This is a genomic window from Microbacterium paraoxydans (genome assembly GCF_018224615.1).
In the GTDB taxonomy this organism is placed as follows: Bacteria; Actinomycetota; Actinomycetes; order Actinomycetales; family Microbacteriaceae; genus Microbacterium; species Microbacterium paraoxydans_B.
The window spans coordinates 431,811-448,348 of the sequence record NZ_JAGTUK010000003.1 but is presented as its reverse complement, the minus strand read 5'-3'; the positions used below and the strand labels follow the sequence as shown (position 1 = coordinate 448,348).

General features: G+C 71.4%; 15 protein-coding genes. All 15 read right to left on the bottom strand.

The genetic code is table 11. From position 1 onward, the window contains the following. Positions 1-31 precede the first annotated feature (31 nt). Positions 32-295, bottom strand: a complete 264-nt coding sequence (locus KE274_RS12320; RefSeq protein ID WP_211544150.1) for a phosphoribosyl-ATP diphosphatase — start codon at positions 293-295, stop codon at positions 32-34. After that, on the bottom strand, positions 292-972 hold the full coding sequence (rpe, locus tag KE274_RS12315) for a ribulose-phosphate 3-epimerase (protein ID WP_307872206.1): 681 nt from the start codon (positions 970-972) through the stop codon (positions 292-294). The genes KE274_RS12320 and rpe overlap by 4 nt, the downstream gene beginning before the upstream one ends. A 4-nt stretch (positions 973-976) precedes the next feature. After that, positions 977-2,443 carry an RsmB/NOP family class I SAM-dependent RNA methyltransferase gene (locus KE274_RS12310; protein WP_211544148.1) on the bottom strand — a complete coding sequence of 489 codons (1,467 nt, stop codon included), beginning with the start codon at positions 2,441-2,443 and terminating at the stop codon, positions 977-979. After that, positions 2,440-3,357: a methionyl-tRNA formyltransferase gene (gene fmt, locus KE274_RS12305; protein WP_211544146.1), complete on the bottom strand. Its 918-nt coding sequence runs from the start codon at positions 3,355-3,357 to the stop codon at positions 2,440-2,442. Before fmt ends, KE274_RS12310 begins: the two co-directional genes overlap by 4 nt. Positions 3,358-3,375: 18 nt before the next feature. Then, positions 3,376-5,334 carry a primosomal protein N' gene (locus tag KE274_RS12300; RefSeq protein ID WP_211544144.1) on the bottom strand — a complete coding sequence of 653 codons (1,959 nt, stop codon included), beginning with the start codon at positions 5,332-5,334 and terminating at the stop codon, positions 3,376-3,378. A 16-nt stretch (positions 5,335-5,350) separates the two neighbouring features. Next, positions 5,351-6,544 (bottom strand): methionine adenosyltransferase, encoded by a 1,194-nt coding sequence (metK, locus tag KE274_RS12295; RefSeq protein WP_211544143.1) that lies wholly within the window; start codon positions 6,542-6,544, stop codon positions 5,351-5,353. 88 nt (positions 6,545-6,632) lie between these two features. Further along, positions 6,633-6,887, bottom strand: a complete 255-nt coding sequence (gene rpoZ / locus KE274_RS12290; RefSeq protein ID WP_025103490.1) for a DNA-directed RNA polymerase subunit omega — start codon at positions 6,885-6,887, stop codon at positions 6,633-6,635. A 68-nt stretch (positions 6,888-6,955) separates the two neighbouring features. Continuing rightward, on the bottom strand, positions 6,956-7,867 hold the full coding sequence (gmk, locus tag KE274_RS12285) for a guanylate kinase (protein ID WP_211544141.1): 912 nt from the start codon (positions 7,865-7,867) through the stop codon (positions 6,956-6,958). Further along, positions 7,860-8,705, bottom strand: coding sequence for an orotidine-5'-phosphate decarboxylase (gene pyrF / locus KE274_RS12280; RefSeq protein WP_211544139.1), 846 nt, complete (start codon positions 8,703-8,705; stop codon positions 7,860-7,862). The genes gmk and pyrF overlap by 8 nt, the downstream gene beginning before the upstream one ends. Further along, entirely contained in the window at positions 8,702-11,989 is a 3,288-nt protein-coding gene (gene carB / locus KE274_RS12275) for a carbamoyl-phosphate synthase large subunit (RefSeq protein WP_211544138.1), read from the bottom strand. The genes pyrF and carB overlap by 4 nt, the downstream gene beginning before the upstream one ends. Beyond that, positions 11,989-13,167: a glutamine-hydrolyzing carbamoyl-phosphate synthase small subunit gene (gene carA / locus KE274_RS12270; protein WP_211544137.1), complete on the bottom strand. Its 1,179-nt coding sequence runs from the start codon at positions 13,165-13,167 to the stop codon at positions 11,989-11,991. Before carA ends, carB begins: the two co-directional genes overlap by 1 nt. Continuing rightward, positions 13,164-13,676: a PH-like domain-containing protein gene (locus KE274_RS12265; protein ID WP_211544136.1), complete on the bottom strand. Its 513-nt coding sequence runs from the start codon at positions 13,674-13,676 to the stop codon at positions 13,164-13,166. The genes carA and KE274_RS12265 overlap by 4 nt, the downstream gene beginning before the upstream one ends. Beyond that, positions 13,673-14,977 (bottom strand): dihydroorotase, encoded by a 1,305-nt coding sequence (locus KE274_RS12260; RefSeq protein WP_211544134.1) that lies wholly within the window; start codon positions 14,975-14,977, stop codon positions 13,673-13,675. The genes KE274_RS12265 and KE274_RS12260 overlap by 4 nt, the downstream gene beginning before the upstream one ends. Further along, the gene (locus KE274_RS12255) at positions 14,974-15,939 is read right to left on the bottom strand and encodes an aspartate carbamoyltransferase catalytic subunit (protein ID WP_211544127.1); all 966 of its coding nucleotides are present in this window, start codon (positions 15,937-15,939) and stop codon (positions 14,974-14,976) included. Before KE274_RS12255 ends, KE274_RS12260 begins: the two co-directional genes overlap by 4 nt. After that, positions 15,936-16,466, bottom strand: a complete 531-nt coding sequence (gene pyrR, locus KE274_RS12250) for a bifunctional pyr operon transcriptional regulator/uracil phosphoribosyltransferase PyrR (protein ID WP_211544125.1) — start codon at positions 16,464-16,466, stop codon at positions 15,936-15,938. The genes KE274_RS12255 and pyrR overlap by 4 nt, the downstream gene beginning before the upstream one ends. Positions 16,467-16,538 lie beyond the last annotated feature (72 nt).

The following is a 16,538-nucleotide window of genomic DNA, read 5'->3' as shown; positions in this document are numbered from 1 at the left end:
TTTCAGTTCGAAGGAGTGGGAGCGGAGCGCATCAGAGATGTCGGTAGACGTCCTGCAGGGTGAGGCCCTTCGCGAGCATCATCACCTGCAGGTGGTACAGCAGCTGCGAGATCTCCTCCGCGGCCGCCTCGTCGGACTCGTACTCTGCCGCCATCCACACCTCGGCGGCCTCCTCCACGATCTTCTTGCCGATCGTGTGCACGCCGCCGTCGAGCTCCGCGACCGTGCCCGACCCCTCCGGGCGGGTCTCGGCCGTGACGCTGAGCTCGGCGAACAGCTCGTCGAAAGTCTTCACGATTCCAGGCTAGCGGCTCGCGCGAGGTGCCTGAGCCGTGCGACGGCCGCTTCCACGTCATCCTGGCCGTACACGGCCGAGCCGGCGACGAAGGTGTCGGCCCCCGCGGCAGCCGCCTGCGCGATCGTGTCGTCCGAGATCCCCCCATCGACCTGGAGCCACACCCGGGATCCGCGGCGCCGCGCCTCGTCGGCGAGGGCGCGCAGCTTCGGCATCGTCTCCGGCATGAAACCCTGGCCGCCGAAGCCCGGCTCCACCGTCATCACCAGGATCTGGTCGAACTCGTCGAGCACGGGGAACAGCCCCTCCACCGGCGTGCCCGGCTTGACCGCGACGCCGGCACGAGCGCCGATGTCCCGCAGCCGACGTGCCAGGGTCACCGGATCGCCCGCCGCCTCCAGGTGGAAGGTCACGCTCGCCGCGCCCAGCTCCGCGTAGCCGGGAGCCCAACGATCCGGGTCCGTGATCATCAGGTGCACATCGAGCGGGACAGGGCTCGTCTCCTGGATGCGCTGCACCATCTGCGGGCCGAACGTGAGGTTGGGCACGAAGTGGTTGTCCATCACGTCGACATGCGCGAAGTCGGCTGTCGCGATGCGGGCGAGCTCCGCCTGCATGTTCACGAAGTCGGCGGCGAGGATGCTCGGGTTGATGCGCGGTGCGGTGGGGAGCTCCACGGTCTCAGTCCTTCCGTTCGGTGTCGTCGTCCGTGCGCTGCAGCAGCGCGAGGAACATGGCGTCGGTGCCGTGACGGTGCGGCCACAGCTGGGCACTGCCCGACGCGGCACGACCATCATCCGCGAGGTCGATCGGCGAGCGGGACACCTCGCGCACCACCCGTCGCGCGTCCAGCTCCACGACACCAGGACGATCGCGCAGGACTTCCTGCACGACCCCGGTCGTCTCGGCCAGATGCGGCGAACACGTGACGTACGCGACGATGCCGCCCGGGGCGAGCGCGTCGAGCGCCGCGGACAACAGCTCCACCTGCAGCGGCACGAGCTCGGCCACGTCGGCAGGAGTCTTGCGCCACCGCGCCTCCGGACGACGCCGCAGCGCACCGAGCCCGGTGCACGGCGCGTCCACGAGGATGCGGTCGAACGCGCCGCGATGCTCACGCGCCAGCTCCCTGCCGTCACGCTCGTGCACGGTCACGTCACCCGGCACCGCACGCAAGGCCTTCCGCACCAGGCGTGCGCGCGTCGGCACGACCTCGTTGGCCTCCAGCACGACCTCGTGCTCGCGCGCGATCGCCGCCAGCAGTGCGGTCTTGCCACCCGGACCGGCGCACAGGTCGAGCCAGCGCTCCCCCGCCCGGATCGGTGTCGCCTCGGCCAACGCGAGCGCGACCAGCTGCGAGCCCTCGTCCTGCACGCGCACCGCTCCGCCCGACTCCGCAACCGGACGCCGCGGGTCGCCACCCGGAGACGCGAACGCGGTGGGGGCATAGGGCCGGCGGGGCTCGCCCGGCTCCGCGAGTCCGGGCAGCGCCACCAGGGTGACCTCGGGCGACGCGTTGTCGGCCTCCAGCAGAGCGTCCAGCTCCTCGACCCTGCCCTCAGCGGCCAGCGCGCGCCGCAGCGCCCGGATGACCCACACCGGATGCGCCGCCCGGAGCGCCAGCCGCTCGTCGTCCGACCGCGCCTCGGCCTCCACGCGCTCCAGCCACTGCCCGGGCGACTCGCGCGCGATCCGGCGCAGCACCGCGTTCGCGAAGCTCGCCGCGCCGCGCCCCGTCCGCGTCGCCACGAGGTTCACCGACTCGTTCACGGCCGCGTGGGAGGCGACCCTGGTGGCGAGGAGCTGGTGCACCGCCAGGCGCAGTGCATCCAGCACGACCGGATCGATCGAGGATGTGTCCCGGTCCGCCGCGGCCGCGATCACCGCGTCGTAGGTGCCACGACGACGCAGCGTGCCGTAGGTGAGTTCGGTGGCGAGGGCCGCGTCCTGCGGGGTCAGGCCCGCGTCCGCGATCGTCGGCGGGAGCACCAGGTTGGCATAGGCGTCGGAGTCGGACACCGCCCGCAGCACGTCGTAGGCCACGAGCCGCGCCGGCTGCACCGTGCGACGGGGTCCGCGGTCCCCCGTCCCCGCCGTGGGCCGCGGTCTCCGCGCGCCCGGGCGCTGCTCGCGCTCCTGGGCGCTCATGATCCCGCCCTCCGTTCCCCGCCCTGCAGCCCGCGCCACCAGTCGGCCGCGTTCATGGCTCCCTTGCCCGCCGGCTGCACCCTGGTCACGGCCAGCGGAGCGGACGCCGTGCCGATCAGCAGCCCCGAGCGCGTGCCGGAGAGCACCCCGGGAGCCAGAGGCTCGGCGTCGACGGCCGGTTCCGCCGCCAGGATCTTCACGCGCTGACCGTCCACCGTCGTGTGGGCACCGGGCTCCGGGGTCACCCCGCGGAACCGCGCGTAGACGGACGGCAACGGCTCCGTGAAGTCGAGCAGCCCGTCAGCGAGGCTCAGCTTGGCCGCGAACGTCGGCTCGCCGTCCTGCGGCACCGCACGCGCCTCGCCCGCCGCGATCGCCGCCACGACCTCGGCCGTCAGCTCCGCACCGTCGAGAGCCAGCGCCTCCAGGGCCTCACCGGCGGTCGCGGTCGCCGGCACGTCCACGACCCTGGTCGCGAACACATCGCCGGCGTCGAGCTCCGGCACCAGCTGGAACACGCTCGCGCCCAGCACGTCGTCCCCCGCGATCAGCGCCCGCTGCACGGGAGCCGCACCACGCCAGGCCGGCAACAGCGAGAAGTGCAGGTTGATCCATCCGGCGGTGGGCGTAGACAGCAGCGGCTCGCGCACGAGGCCGCCATATGCGACGATCACACCCAGCTCGGGCCGGAGGGCGGCGATCTCCGCGGTCGCCGTGTCATCCAGCCGGGCCGCCCGGATGATCGGCAACCCCAGTTCGTCGGCGGTCTGCGCCACCGGTGACGGGGTCAGCACCCGCTTGCGGCCCAACGGTGCGTCGGGTCGCGTGACCACCGCGGCGATATCGTGCTCCGCAGCGAGGCGGCGAAGCGTGGGCACGGCAGCGGCAGGCGTGCCGGCGAAGACGAGGCGCATGAAGGTTCTCCGGAAGGGTCAGAGCTCTGGATCGAGGATATCGAGGCGTACCGTGAGCGCGCTCCGGGCAGCACGGGCCCGACCGCGTCGCCCGTTGACGGCCTCCGCGACCACGGCCGCGCGCAGAGCGGTCGCCACACGCAGCCCGGCGCCGTAGTCGAACCGGACCAGCGCGCGCACGCGCGGAGGGTCGTCGTCACTCTCGACCGGCACCGGACCGAGGACCGCATCCGGCGGGAGCGACAGCTCCCCGAGCGCCGCGAGAGCACGGGCCACCGCGGCCGAGGTGCCCTCCACCAGCGCGACGCGGGCGGTGGGCGGCATGTGCAGCGGCGCACGGTTCTCCAGTTCCGAGCGCGCGTAGCCGGCCTGGTTCCACGTCGCGAGCGCCTTCGCGACCGCGCCGTCCACACCGACCAGGTGCACCGGAGCGCCCGGGGCGGCGAGAGCCGCGGCGTTCGACCACCACCGCAGACACGCTTCCCCGATCCTCAGGTCGGGTGACTGCAGCATCCGGGGCCCGTCGAGCAGCACCACCGCGCGGTAGCCGCCGTCCGCCAGCGGCTCCGCACCACGGGTGGCCACCACGAGCGCCGGTCGCGCGTCGACGCGGTCGACGGGGTGGCTGCCGTCCGCGACGATCACGCGCACGCCGGGAAAGGCCCGCCCGAGCTCCTCCGCGGTCCGCTCGCTCCCCGACGACGCCAGGCGCAGTCGTGGCGAGGAGCAGACGGGACACGTCCACGCGCTCGCCCCACGTCCGCACCAGCCGCACACCGGGACGGCACCGCGATGCCGTGCACCCAGCGGACCGCCGCAGTGGGCGCAGCGCGCGGGCGTGCGACAGTCGGCGCACACGAGCGACGGGGAGAAGCCCGGACGCGACACCTGCACGAGCACCGGACCCTCCGCCGCCGCCGTCCTGGCCGCCAGGAACGCGGAGGACGGCAGGCGCTGCGCGGCCGGACGCTCCAGCTCCTGCGGTGTGCTCAGCTGCACACGCGGCAGCACGCGGCGGGCGGCCCGGACGTCGCGCAGCCATCCGTGCGCCACGAGCCGTTCGACCTCCGTGGTGCGGGTGTGCCCGGCGAACAGCAGCGCGGAGCCCTCCGACTCCTGTCGCAGCAGGGCGGCGTCGCGCGCGTTCACGTACGGGGCCAGCGGCTCGCCCAGCAGGGGGTCTCCGTCGTCCCACACCACGACCAGGCCCGCCGTGACCGGCGCGTACACGGCGGAGCGGTTTCCCACGACGATGCACGGCGCGTCCTCCAGCGTGCGCAGGAAGGCGCGGTAGCGGTCGGGGTTCGGCTGTCGCGAGTCGTGCCGCACCACCGCCTCGGACGGCACCAGCGTCTCGAGCGCCGCGAGAACACGGTCGAGATCGCGGTGATCGGGCACCACCAGGATCGTCGAACGCCCGGCGGACAGAGTGCGCGCCGCAGCCGCCGCGAGCAGCCGGGCCCACCCGGGCGTGCCGTCGTCCAGCTGCGGGATCGCCTCCACCGCGGCGCGGGCCCCCTCATCGAGCACCGCGACCAGACCGTCGTACGCGCCGAGCACACGCTCCGCTTCGGCCACCTGTTCGGTGCTGGGGGTGAGGACCGGAGCGTCACCGCGCCACGCCTTCTCCACGCGAACCTGCCGCTTCGGGATCACGAGCCGGAGCACATCGGATGCCGAACCTGCGGCACGGTCCGCCACCCGGCGGGCCAGACGGTACAGCCGATCGGGCAGCACCGAGACGTCCGACACCACGCTCTCCACCTCGGACAGCGGGCGTTCCGCGTCGCTCTCGACATCGACCTCCACCACGTAGCCGTCCACCACGCGACCCGCCGTGCGCAGCGGCACCTTCACCCGCACTCCGGGCTCGACGGGGCCGAGCTCGGGGGGCAGGGCGTAGTCGAACAGCCGGTCGAGCTGCGGCAGCGGAGAGTCGAGAAGCACGCGCGCGATGCGACGGCTCTCGGGAGACATCAGGACCGCGGCCCCATCAGAGCCCGGCAGCGCGGCGCAGCTCGTCGGCGCGGTCGGTGCGCTCCCACGTGAAGTCGGGGAGCTCGCGACCGAAGTGTCCGTACGCAGCCGTCTGCGCGTAGATCGGCCGCAGCAGGTCGAGCTGCTCGATGATCGCCTGCGGGCGCAGGTCGAACACGTCCTCGATCGCTCGGGTGATGACCTCGTCGGAGACCCGCCCGGTGCCGAAGGTCTCGACGTAGAGCCCGACCGGACGCGCGACACCGATCGCATACGCGACCTGCACCTCGAGCCGGTCGGCCAGGCCCGCCGCGACGGCGTTCTTCGCGACCCAGCGCGTGGCATACGCACCGGAGCGGTCGACCTTCGACGGGTCCTTGCCGCTGAACGCCCCACCACCGTGTCGCGCGGCACCGCCGTACGTGTCGATGATGATCTTGCGGCCGGTGAGGCCGGCATCGCCCTTCGGGCCACCCGTCACGAACGGTCCCGCCGGGTTGACGTAGTAGGTCACGTCGTCGAGCGCCAGCCCGGTCGTCTCGAGGACGGGGTCGATCACGTGCTCGCGCACCTGCGCCTTCAGCTCGTCCTGCGAGATGTCGGGGTTGTGCTGCGTCGACAGGACCACCGCGTCGATGGTCTTGGGCGTGAAGCCCTCGTAGCCGAGCGTGACCTGGGTCTTGCCGTCCGGGCGGAGGAACGGCAGCAGTCCGCTGCGTCGCACCTCGGTGAGCCGCTCGGCGATCCGGTGCGCGGTCCAGGCCGCCATCGGCATCAGCTGCGGCGTCTCGTTCGTCGCGAAGCCGAACATGATCCCCTGGTCGCCCGCGCCCAGTCCGTCGAGCGGATCGACCGACGAGCCGTCACGGTGCTCCTGGGCGTTGTCGACGCCGTGGGCGATGTCGCTGGACTGCTCCCCCACCGACACGCTCACGCCGCACGAGTCGCCGTCGAAACCGGTGTCGGACGACGTGTAGCCGATCCCGTTGACGACCTGCCGCACGATCGTCGGGATGTCGACGTAGGCGTCGGTGCGGATCTCTCCCGCGACGTGCACCAGTCCGGTCGTGACCAGAGTCTCGACCGCGACGCGCGACCCGGGGTCTTTCGCGAGCAGACCGTCGAGGATGCTGTCCGAGATCTGGTCGCAGATCTTGTCCGGGTGCCCTTCGGTGACGGACTCGGACGTGAACAGACGCAGCGCGCTCATCGATGCTCCAGAACGGGGACGGACGGTGGGAGGGTGTGGCACCCATTCTGGACCGCGCCACCGACGTCGGGGCGGCGCGGTCGTCGAGTTACTCCGCGTGACGCAGGCGGAGCTTGTCCTCGTTGATCTCGTGCAGCGCGATGGTGAGCGGCTTGTCCTCGACCGACGAGTCCACGAGCGGGCCCACGTTGTCGAACAGGTTTCCCTCGTGCAGGTCGGAGTAGTAGTCGTTGATCTGGCGCGCGCGCTTGGCGGCGTAGATCACGAGCTCGTACTTGGAGTCGACGCGCTCCAGCAGGTTGTCGATGGGGGGATCGATGATGCCGTTGTTGCGTCCGGCCATGGGGGGACCTCCAGTTCAGGCGACGGGAATCGTCGCGAAGACGTTGCTGCGGGCGCGCAAAGAAAGCGTCAGCGCGCAGGGCTCGTAGACAAGTCTACGACCTCGCGAGCAGCGGTGGCGACGTCCTCGTTCACGACGAGGTGGTCGAACTCGTTCTGAGCCGCCAGCTCGACCTTCGCGGTGCGCAGTCGACGCGCCCTCTCCTCCGCGTCCTCCGTGCCCCGTCCGACGAGACGATGCACGAGCTCGTCCCAGCTCGGCGGCAGCAGGAAGATCAGCGTCGCGGACGGCTCAGCGGCCCGCACCTGCCGTGCGCCCTGGAGGTCGATCTCCAGCAGCACCGTCTTGCCCTCCGCGAGTGCCGCGTCGATCGGCGCCCGCGGCGTGCCGTAGCGCGAGCGGTTGTGCACCACCGCGTACTCCAGCAGCTCACCGTCGGCGATCAGGCGGTCGAACTCCGCGTCGTCCACGAAGTAGTAGTGCACGCCGTCGACCTCGCCGGGGCGCGGCGGCCTGGTGGTCGCCGACACCGACAGATGGATCTCCGGGTTGTTCTCGCGGATGTGCGCCGCGACCGTGCCCTTGCCCACCGCGGTCGGACCGGCCAGCACCAGCAGCCGGCTGCGCGCCTCGCGAGGGGTCGCCGGCGGGAACCGGCCGTCCAGCCACTCCTCCAGCACGCGGCGCTGTCTCGCGCCCAGGCCGCCGAGCCGCTTCACGGGCGAGATCCGCAGCTCCTCCAGCACGCGGTCGCGCTTGCCCGCCCCGATCGCCGGCAGCGCCAGGAGGAAGTCGGTGATGCGCAACGATCCCTCGACCGAATCGGGGTCGGCGGTGGCACGGTGCAGCACGGTCTGCGGCGTCACGACGCGCATCGTGAGGTCACGCTTGAGCGAGGCGCGGGCGCGGCGGCGTTCGACGGCACGACGGGCGGCCGCAGCCCTGTCGACCTCGGGAACGGTACGGTTGGCGTCAGTCACGGGTCACCTCGCGGTACTGGGCGGCACGTCGGGCGATGGTCTCGGCCAGGTCGTCCGGGCCGGCGGAGAGGATGCTGCGGCTCTCGCTCGCGAGCACGGAGGGCGACAGCGCGCCGAAGCGGCGCACCAGATCGGCGGGCTCCGCTCCCTGCGCGCCGAAGCCCGGGGCCAGGATCGGCGCGGTGGGGGCGAACGGCCCGATCCCGGCGGCACCCAGGTCGAGCGTGGCGCCGATCACGAAGCCGAAGCTGCCCCACTCCCCCGCACCGGTGCCTGCGGCGTTGCGCGCCGACACCTCGGCGACGACCGCGGCCGACACGGTGTCGCCGGACGCCGTGCGCGCGCGCTGAAGGTCCGCGGCCTCGGGGTTGCTCGTCGCCGCGAGCACGAAGAGGCCCTTGCCCTGCTCCTCCGCCAGTGCGAAGGCCCCGCCGAGCGCGCCGACGCCGAGGTACGGGTTCACGGTAAGCGCATCGGCTTCCAGGGCGGACCCCGCGCCGAGCCAGGCCCGGGCGTAGTCGTCCATCGTGGATCCGATGTCGCCGCGCTTGGCGTCGGCGATCACGAGCAGCCCGGCCGCGCGCGCTGCGGACATCACGGCCTCCAGCGCCGCGATCCCGGCGGAGCCGTGGCGCTCGAAGAACGACACCTGCGGCTTCACGAAGCCGACACGACCGCTCGCCGCCTCGACGGTGCGCAGCCCGAACTGCCGCGCACCGGCGGCGTCGGCGGACAGCCCCCACGCCGCGAGCAGTGCGGCGTGGGGGTCGATGCCGACGCAGAGCGGTCCGTGCGCGTCCAAGGCCGCACGGACCCGCTCCCCGAAGCGTGCCGTCATACCGCGGCCGCCCGGTCGAGCGCGTACTCCTGCAGGCTCTTCACCTGGAAGCCCTCGTCGGCCGCGTCCATGCCGCTCACCGCCGCGCCGAGCACCGCGATGGTCGTGAAGAGCGCCTTGTCGGCCGCGACGGCCGCCGCCCGGATCTCGTAGCCGTCCGCACGCGCGGCGCCGCCTGAGGGGGTGTTCACGACGATGTCGATCTCCCCGTCGTTGATCAGGTCGACGATGTTGCGCGCGCCCGATTCCTGCGTCTCGCTGTACTTCTCCACCACCGTGACGGCGATGCCGTTGCGGGACAGGATCTCCGCCGTGCCTTCGGTCGCCACGATCGTAAAGCCGAGCTGCTGCAACCGGTGGGCGGGGAGGATCACGGCGCGCTTGTCCGAGTCGGCGACCGAGATGAAGACCGTGCCCGACGTGGGCATCCCGCCGTACGCGGCGGCCTGGCTCTTCGCGAACGCGGTCGGGAAGTCGCGGTCGATACCCATGACCTCGCCCGTCGAGCGCATCTCCGGGCCCAGCACCGAGTCGACCGTCTTGCCATCGGCGGTCCGGAACCGCTTGAACGGCAGCACGGCCTCCTTGACCGACACGGGCGCGTCGAGTGGAACGCGGGAGCCGTCCTGCTCGGGCAGCATGCCCTCCGCGCGCAGCTCGGCGATCGTGGAGCCGGTCATGATGCGGCTCGCGGCCTTCGCCATCGGGATGCCGAGTGCCTTCGACACGAACGGCACGGTGCGGCTCGCGCGCGGGTTGGCCTCGATCACGTAGAGCACGCCGGCACTGATGGCGAACTGCACGTTGAGCAGCCCGCGCACCCCCACGCCCTCCGCGATCTTGAGCGTGGCCTCGCGCACGCGGTCCACGTCGCTGCGCCCGAGGGACACCGGCGGCAGCGTGCAGCTGGAGTCGCCGGAGTGGATGCCGGCCTCCTCCAGGTGTTCCATGACCCCGCCGATGAACAGGTCGGTGCCGTCATACAGCGCGTCGACGTCGAGCTCGATCGCATCGTCGAGGAAGCGGTCGACCAGGAGCGGCTTTCCCTCCTCGATCACGACCTCGCCGGCCGTGCGCACGAAGTAGTCGCGCAGCGCCTCGGTGCTGTAGACGATCTCCATGCCGCGGCCGCCCAGCACGAAGCTGGGGCGGACGAGCACGGGGTAGCCGATCTCCTCCGCGATGCGGACGGCGCCCTCCACGTCGATCGCCGTGCCGTTGCGCGGCGCGAGCAGGCCGGCGTCGTCGAGGAGACGGGAGAACAGCTCGCGCTCCTCGGCGAGGTCGATCGCCTCCGGGCTCGTGCCCAGCACGGTGTAGCCGGCCGCCTCGATGCCCTTCGCGAGTCCGAGCGGCGTCTGCCCGCCCAGCTGGCACACGACACCGAGGATGGTGCCGCTCGCGGCCTCCGCGTCGAGCACTTCCAGCACGTCCTCCAGCGTGAGCGGCTCGAAGTAGAGCCGGTCGGAGGTGTCGTAGTCCGTCGAGACGGTCTCCGGGTTGCAGTTGACCATGACGGTCTCGAACCCGGCGTCGGACAGGGCGAACGACGCGTGCACGCACGAGTAGTCGAACTCGACGCCCTGCCCGATGCGGTTCGGGCCCGAGCCGATGATGACGACCTTGGTGCGCTCCGAAGGCTCGACCTCGGTCTCCGCGTCGTAGCTGGAGTAGTGGTACGGCGTGAGCGCGGGGAACTCGCCGGCGCACGTGTCGACCGTCTTGTAGACGGGACGGATGCCCAGGGCATGACGCACACCGCGGATCTCGGGCTCGCTCTCGCCGCGCAGCTGTGCGAGCTGAGCGTCGGAGAAGCCGTGCTCCTTGGCGTAGCGCAGGGTGGCGGCGTCGAGCTCGGGGGCCGTGCGCACCACCTCGGCGACCTCGTTGATCAGCACGATCTGGTCGAGGAACCACGGGTCGATCGCGGTGGCCTCGAACGCCTGCTCGACCGTTGCGCCCTTGCGCAGCGCCTGCTGCAGCGTCACGATGCGGCCGTCGGTCGGGGTCTTCGCGACCTCGAGCAGCTCTTCGACGCTCCGCGGCTCCTCGCCCCAGTGGAAGCTGGAGCCGCGCTTCTCGAGCGACCGCAGCGCCTTCTGCAGCGCGGTGGCGTAGTTGCGGCCGATCGCCATCGCCTCGCCGACCGACTTCATGGTGGTCGTCAGCGTCGCGTCGGCGGCGGGGAACTTCTCGAACGCGAAGCGCGGAACCTTGACCACCACGTAGTCGAGCGTGGGCTCGAAGCTCGCGGGGGTCACGCCGGTGATGTCGTTGGGGATCTCGTCGAGACGGTAGCCGAGGGCGAGCTTCGCCGCGAGCTTGGCGATCGGGAAGCCGGTGGCCTTCGACGCCAGGGCGCTCGAGCGCGACACGCGCGGGTTCATCTCGATCACGATGATGCGCCCGTTCTCCGGGTTCACCGCGAACTGGATGTTGCAGCCACCCGTGTCCACGCCGACCGCGCGGATGATGTCGATGCCGATGTCGCGCAGCTTCTGGTACTCGCGGTCGGTCAGCGTGAGGGCGGGAGCGACCGTGATGGAGTCGCCCGTGTGCACGCCGACCGGGTCGACGTTCTCGATCGAGCACACCACGACGGTGTTGTCGGCGGTGTCGCGCATCAGCTCGAGCTCGTACTCCTTCCAGCCGAGGATCGACTCCTCCAGGAGCACCTCGGTGGTGGGAGAGTCTCGCAGGCCCGCCCCGCCGATGCGGCGCAGGTCCTCCTCGTCGTACGCGAAGCCGGAGCCGAGGCCGCCCATCGTGAAGGACGGGCGCACGACCAGCGGGTAGCCGAGCTCGGCCGCGCCGGCGAGCAGTTCGTCCATGGTGTGGGCGATCACGCTGCGGGCCACGTCGGCGCCCGCCTCCAGCACGAGCTCCTTGAAGACCTGCCGGTCCTCGCCCTTGCGGATCGCGTCGACCTTGGCACCGATCAGCTCGACGCCGTACTTCTCCAGGATGCCCTGCTCGTGCAGCGCCATCGCGGCGTTGAGCGCCGTCTGGCCGCCGAGCGTCGGCAGGATCGCGTCGGGCTTCTCCTTCGCGATGATCGTCTCGATCACGGCGGGCGTGATCGGCTCGATGTACGTCGCGTCGGCGAAGTCGGGGTCGGTCATGATGGTGGCCGGGTTGGAGTTGACCAGGATGACCCTGACCCCCTCCTCGCGCAGCACGCGGCACGCCTGGGTGCCGGAGTAGTCGAACTCGCAGGCCTGGCCGATCACGATCGGGCCGGACCCGATGACGAGGACGGAGGTGATGTCGTCGCGCTTGGGCATTACTTGGCGTCCTTCTTGCTCGCGATGACCATGTCGCGGAACCGGTCGAAGAGGTAGTTGGCGTCGTGGGGTCCCGCCGCGGCCTCGGGGTGGTACTGCACCGAGAACGCGGGGATGTCGAGGGCACGGAGTCCCTCGACGACGTTGTCGTTGAGGCCGACGTGGCTGACCTCGACCTTGCCGTAGCCGTGCGGGCTGTCGAAGGAGCCCTCCAGGGGCGCCTCGACCGCGAAGCCGTGGTTGTGGGCGGTGATCTCGACCTTGCCGGTCTGCTTGTCGAGCACGGGCTGGTTGATGCCGCGATGCCCGAACGGCAGCTTGTACGTGCCGAGGCCGAGGGCACGGCCGAGCAGCTGGTTGCCGAAGCAGATGCCGAAGAACGGCAGCCCGTCGTCGAGCACGGCGCGCAGCAGCTCCACGTGGTCGCCGGAGGCGGCGGGGTCGCCGGGGCCGTTGGAGTAGAACACCGCGACCGGCTCGATCGCCCGGATGTCGTCGATGCTCACGTCCTGCGGCAGCACGTGCACGTCGAAGCCGCGGGCGGCCAGGTTGTCGATCGTGGCCTTCTTGACGCCGAGGTCGAGCACCGCGAGGTTGCCGATGCGCTCCCCCACCGCCGGGGTGACCGTGGCACTCTGCACAGAGACCTGCGCGGAGAGGTTGAGTCCGGTCATCTCCGGGGCCTCGCGCACGATGCGCAGCTGCTCGTCCGCATCCAGTTCCGCGTCGGCACCCGAGAAGATGCCGCCGCGCATCGAGCCCGCGGAGCGGATGTGCCGCGTGACCGCTCGGGTGTCGATGCCGCTGATGCCGACGATGCCGTCCTGCTCGAGCACGTCGTCGAGGGAGGACGTGGCGCGCCAGTTCGACACGACGCGCGAGGGGTCGCGCACGATGTACCCGGCCACCCAGATGCGACGGGACTCGGGGTCTTCGTCGTTCATGCCGGTGTTGCCGATGTGCGGGGCGGTCTGGAGGACGATCTGGCCCGCGTACGACGGGTCCGTGATGGTCTCCTGATATCCCGACATCCCGGTGGCGAACACGACCTCGCCGAGCGTGCGCCCACGGGCACCGTAGGCGCGGCCGCGGTAGCGGGTCCCGTCTTCGAGGACGAGCACGGCGGGATCGGGAAGGCGGGCCGGAGAGGCCGCCGGGGAGGATGTCTGGTTGGTCATGACGTTGCTCCTGTGTCGGGAGCAGCGGGGACGAGCCGCTGCAGGTCGGAGATGAGATTCTGCGGATCGCCGTTCGCGAGCCGGAGGTAGCTGTCCACGATGGTCGCGTCGGCGACGCGCCACGCGATGCGGACCAGACCGCCCGGTTCGACCACGCGGTCGATCGTGACGGTGGCACGGTCCACCGCGACGAGGTGCTCGCGCGCGAGGAAGACCGTGGGTGCCCCGTCGAGGGCCAGCGCGAGACCGCGGTCGGTCACCGCCAGCTCCCCGCGGGCCCGGAATGCGAGCGGAGTGATCGCCACGCGTTCGAGAGGCTGCTCGTGCTTCGTGGTCGACACGTACAGCACCTCGTCGCGGCGCATCACCTCCGCATGCTCCGGCACGCCGAGGGGGGCGGTGAACGCGGCATCGCGCCGCACTCGTCGTCGCCAGGCGAAGAGCATCGCGAGCAGGATCAGCAGCGCGAGGGCGATCAGGATCGCGACCGCGAGGTCCCGTGCGCTCATGCGCCGAGCTCCTCGACGACCGCGCCGCCGTCCACGGTGAGCACGCCGCCGTACAGCGTGTACTGCACACGACCGGGCAGCTCGCGTCCCAGATACGGGGAGTTCGTGCTGCGTCCGCGCAGGTCGGCCTCGCTGAACACGCCGTCGACCGCGGGGTCGTACAGCGCGAGGTGCGCCGGCTGTCCCACCTCGAGGGGCGTGCCGTGTCCGGACAGACCACCGATCCGCGCGGGAGCGGTGCTCATGACGCGGGCCACGTCCGACCAGTCCAGCAGGCCGGGCTGCACCATCGCCTGGTGCACGACGCGCAGCGCGCTCTCGAGTCCCACCATGCCGTTCGCGGCGGCCTGCCACTCGCACGCCTTGTGCTCGCTCGGGTGCGGGGCGTGATCCGTGGCGACGATGTCGATCGTGCCGTCCGCGAGGCCCTCGCGGACCGCCAGCACGTCCTCCTCGCGCCGGAGAGGCGGATTGACCTTGTAGCGGGCGTCGTAACCGCGCACGAGCTCGTCGGTCAGCAGTAGGTGGTGCGGGGTGACCTCGGCGGTCACGTTCACACCGCGCTTCTTGGCCCAGCGGATGATGTCCACCGAGCCCGCGGTCGACAGGTGGCACACGTGCAGCCGCGAGCCGACGTGCTCCGCCAGCAGCACGTCGCGGGCGATGATCGACTCCTCGGCGACCGCCGGCCACCCGGCCAGCCCGAGCTCGGCCGACACCGTGCCCTCGTTCATCTGCGCGCCCTCGGTGAGCCGGGGATCCTGCGCGTGCTGCGCGATCACCCCGCCGAAGGACTTCACGTACTCCAGGGCGCGACGCATGATCAGCGGGTCCCAGACGCAGAACCCGTCGTCGCTGAACACGCGCACCTGCGCGCGCGACGTGGCCATGGCCCCGAGCTCCGCGAGGCGCTCACCCTTCTGCCCCACCGTGACCGCACCGATCGGCTGGACCGTGGCATAACCGGCGGCCTCGCCGAGCGCGAGTTCCTGCTCCACCACGCCGGCGGTATCGGCCACCGGCGACGTGTTCGGCATGGCGAACACGGCCGTGAATCCACCCGCCGCCGCCGCCCGCGTACCGGTGAGGATCGTCTCGGACGCCTCGTAGCCCGGCTCGCGCAGATGCGTGTGCAGGTCGACCAGACCGGGGAGCGCGACGAGGCCGGACGCGTCGATGACGCGGGCGCCGGCGCGGCTCAGACCGCTGCCGATCTCGGCGATGCGGCCGTCCTCGATGATGAGGTCGGCGCTCTCCGCGCCGAGCAGCCGTGCACCGGTGATGACGAGGGTCTCGCTCACAGGTCTCCCCCTCGTTCGTCGTCTCGTTCGCCTGCCAGCAGCAGGTACAGCACCGCCATGCGCACGGAGACCCCGTTCGACACCTGTTCCAGCACCGTCGAACGGGGGGAATCGGCTGCCTCGGAGGAGATCTCCAGTCCCCGGTTCATGGGTCCGGGGTGCATCACAATGCTACCGGTCGGAAGCGCGGCCACTCGCCGTGCGTCGAGCCCCCACCGTCGCGAATACTCCCGCTCAGTCGGGAAATACGCGGCGTTCATACGCTCCAACTGAATCCGCAGCATCATGACCGCGTCCGGACCGTCCGCCAGCGCCTCATCGAGGTCGTACCGGACGCGCACCGGCCAGAGCGACACGTTCTGCGGAACCAGGGTCGGGGGCGAGACCAACGTGACCTCGGCGCCGAGCGTGGTGAGCAGCCACACGTTGGAGCGCGCGACGCGCGAGTGCAGCACGTCGCCGACGATCGTGACGCGCAGCCCGGAGAGGTCGCGGCCCCGGCTGTCCGCGCCATAGCGCCGCTTGCGGATCGTGAACGCGTCGAGCAGCGCCTGCGTCGGGTGCTCGTGCGTGCCGTCCCCCGCGTTCACCACGCCGGCCGAGATCCAGCCGCTCGTGGCGAGGGTCTGCGGGGCGCCCGAACCGGGGTGGCGCACCACGACCGCATCCGCGCCGATCGCCTCCAGGGTCTGCGCAGTGTCCTTCAGGCTCTCGCCCTTCGAGACGCTGGAGCCCTTCGCGGCGAAGTTGATCACGTCGGCGGACAGCCGCTTGGCCGCGGCCTCGAAGGAGATGCGGGTGCGCGTCGAGTCCTCGAAGAAGAGGTTGACGACGGTCTTGCCGCGCAACGTCGGGAGCTTCTTCACCTCGCGCGACTGCGTGTCGGACATGTCCTCCGCGACATCGAGGATGCGCAGAGCGGTCGCCCGGTCGAGCGTGCGGGTGTCCAGGAGATGCCTCATTCGCCGATCGTCACCTCCTCGGCGCCGTCCGTCTCGAAGAGACGCACGTTCACGCGCTCGGTGCGGGCGGATGGGATGTTCTTGCCCACGAAGTCGGGGCGGATGGGCAGTTCCCGGTGACCGCGGTCGACGAGGATCGCCAGGCGCACGACGCTCGGGCGGCCGATCGACTGGATCGCGTCCAGCGCCGCGCGGATGCTCCGGCCGGAGAACAGCACGTCGTCGACCAGCACGACCGTCTTGCCGTCGATGCCCCCGGGCGGGATCTCGGTGGGCTGCGGGGTGCGCGTCGGGTGCTTCGCGAGGTCGTCGCGGAACATGGTCACGTCGAGCGAGCCCGCGGGGACCGAGACCTGCGCGATGTCGCTGATCAGCGCGGCCAGACGGTGGCCGAGCGTGACGCCTCTGGTCGGAATGCCCAGCAGCACCAGATCGTCCGCGCCGCGATTGGATTCGAGGATCTCGTGCGCGATCCGGGTCAGCGCTCGTGAGATGTCGGCTTGGTGCAGCACAGTGCGCACACTCATCAGCCGCTCCCTTCTCCGCCTCACAGGACGGTGTTAAAGGTTGCTTGCGACGTCAGTCTATCGGAGCGGGCC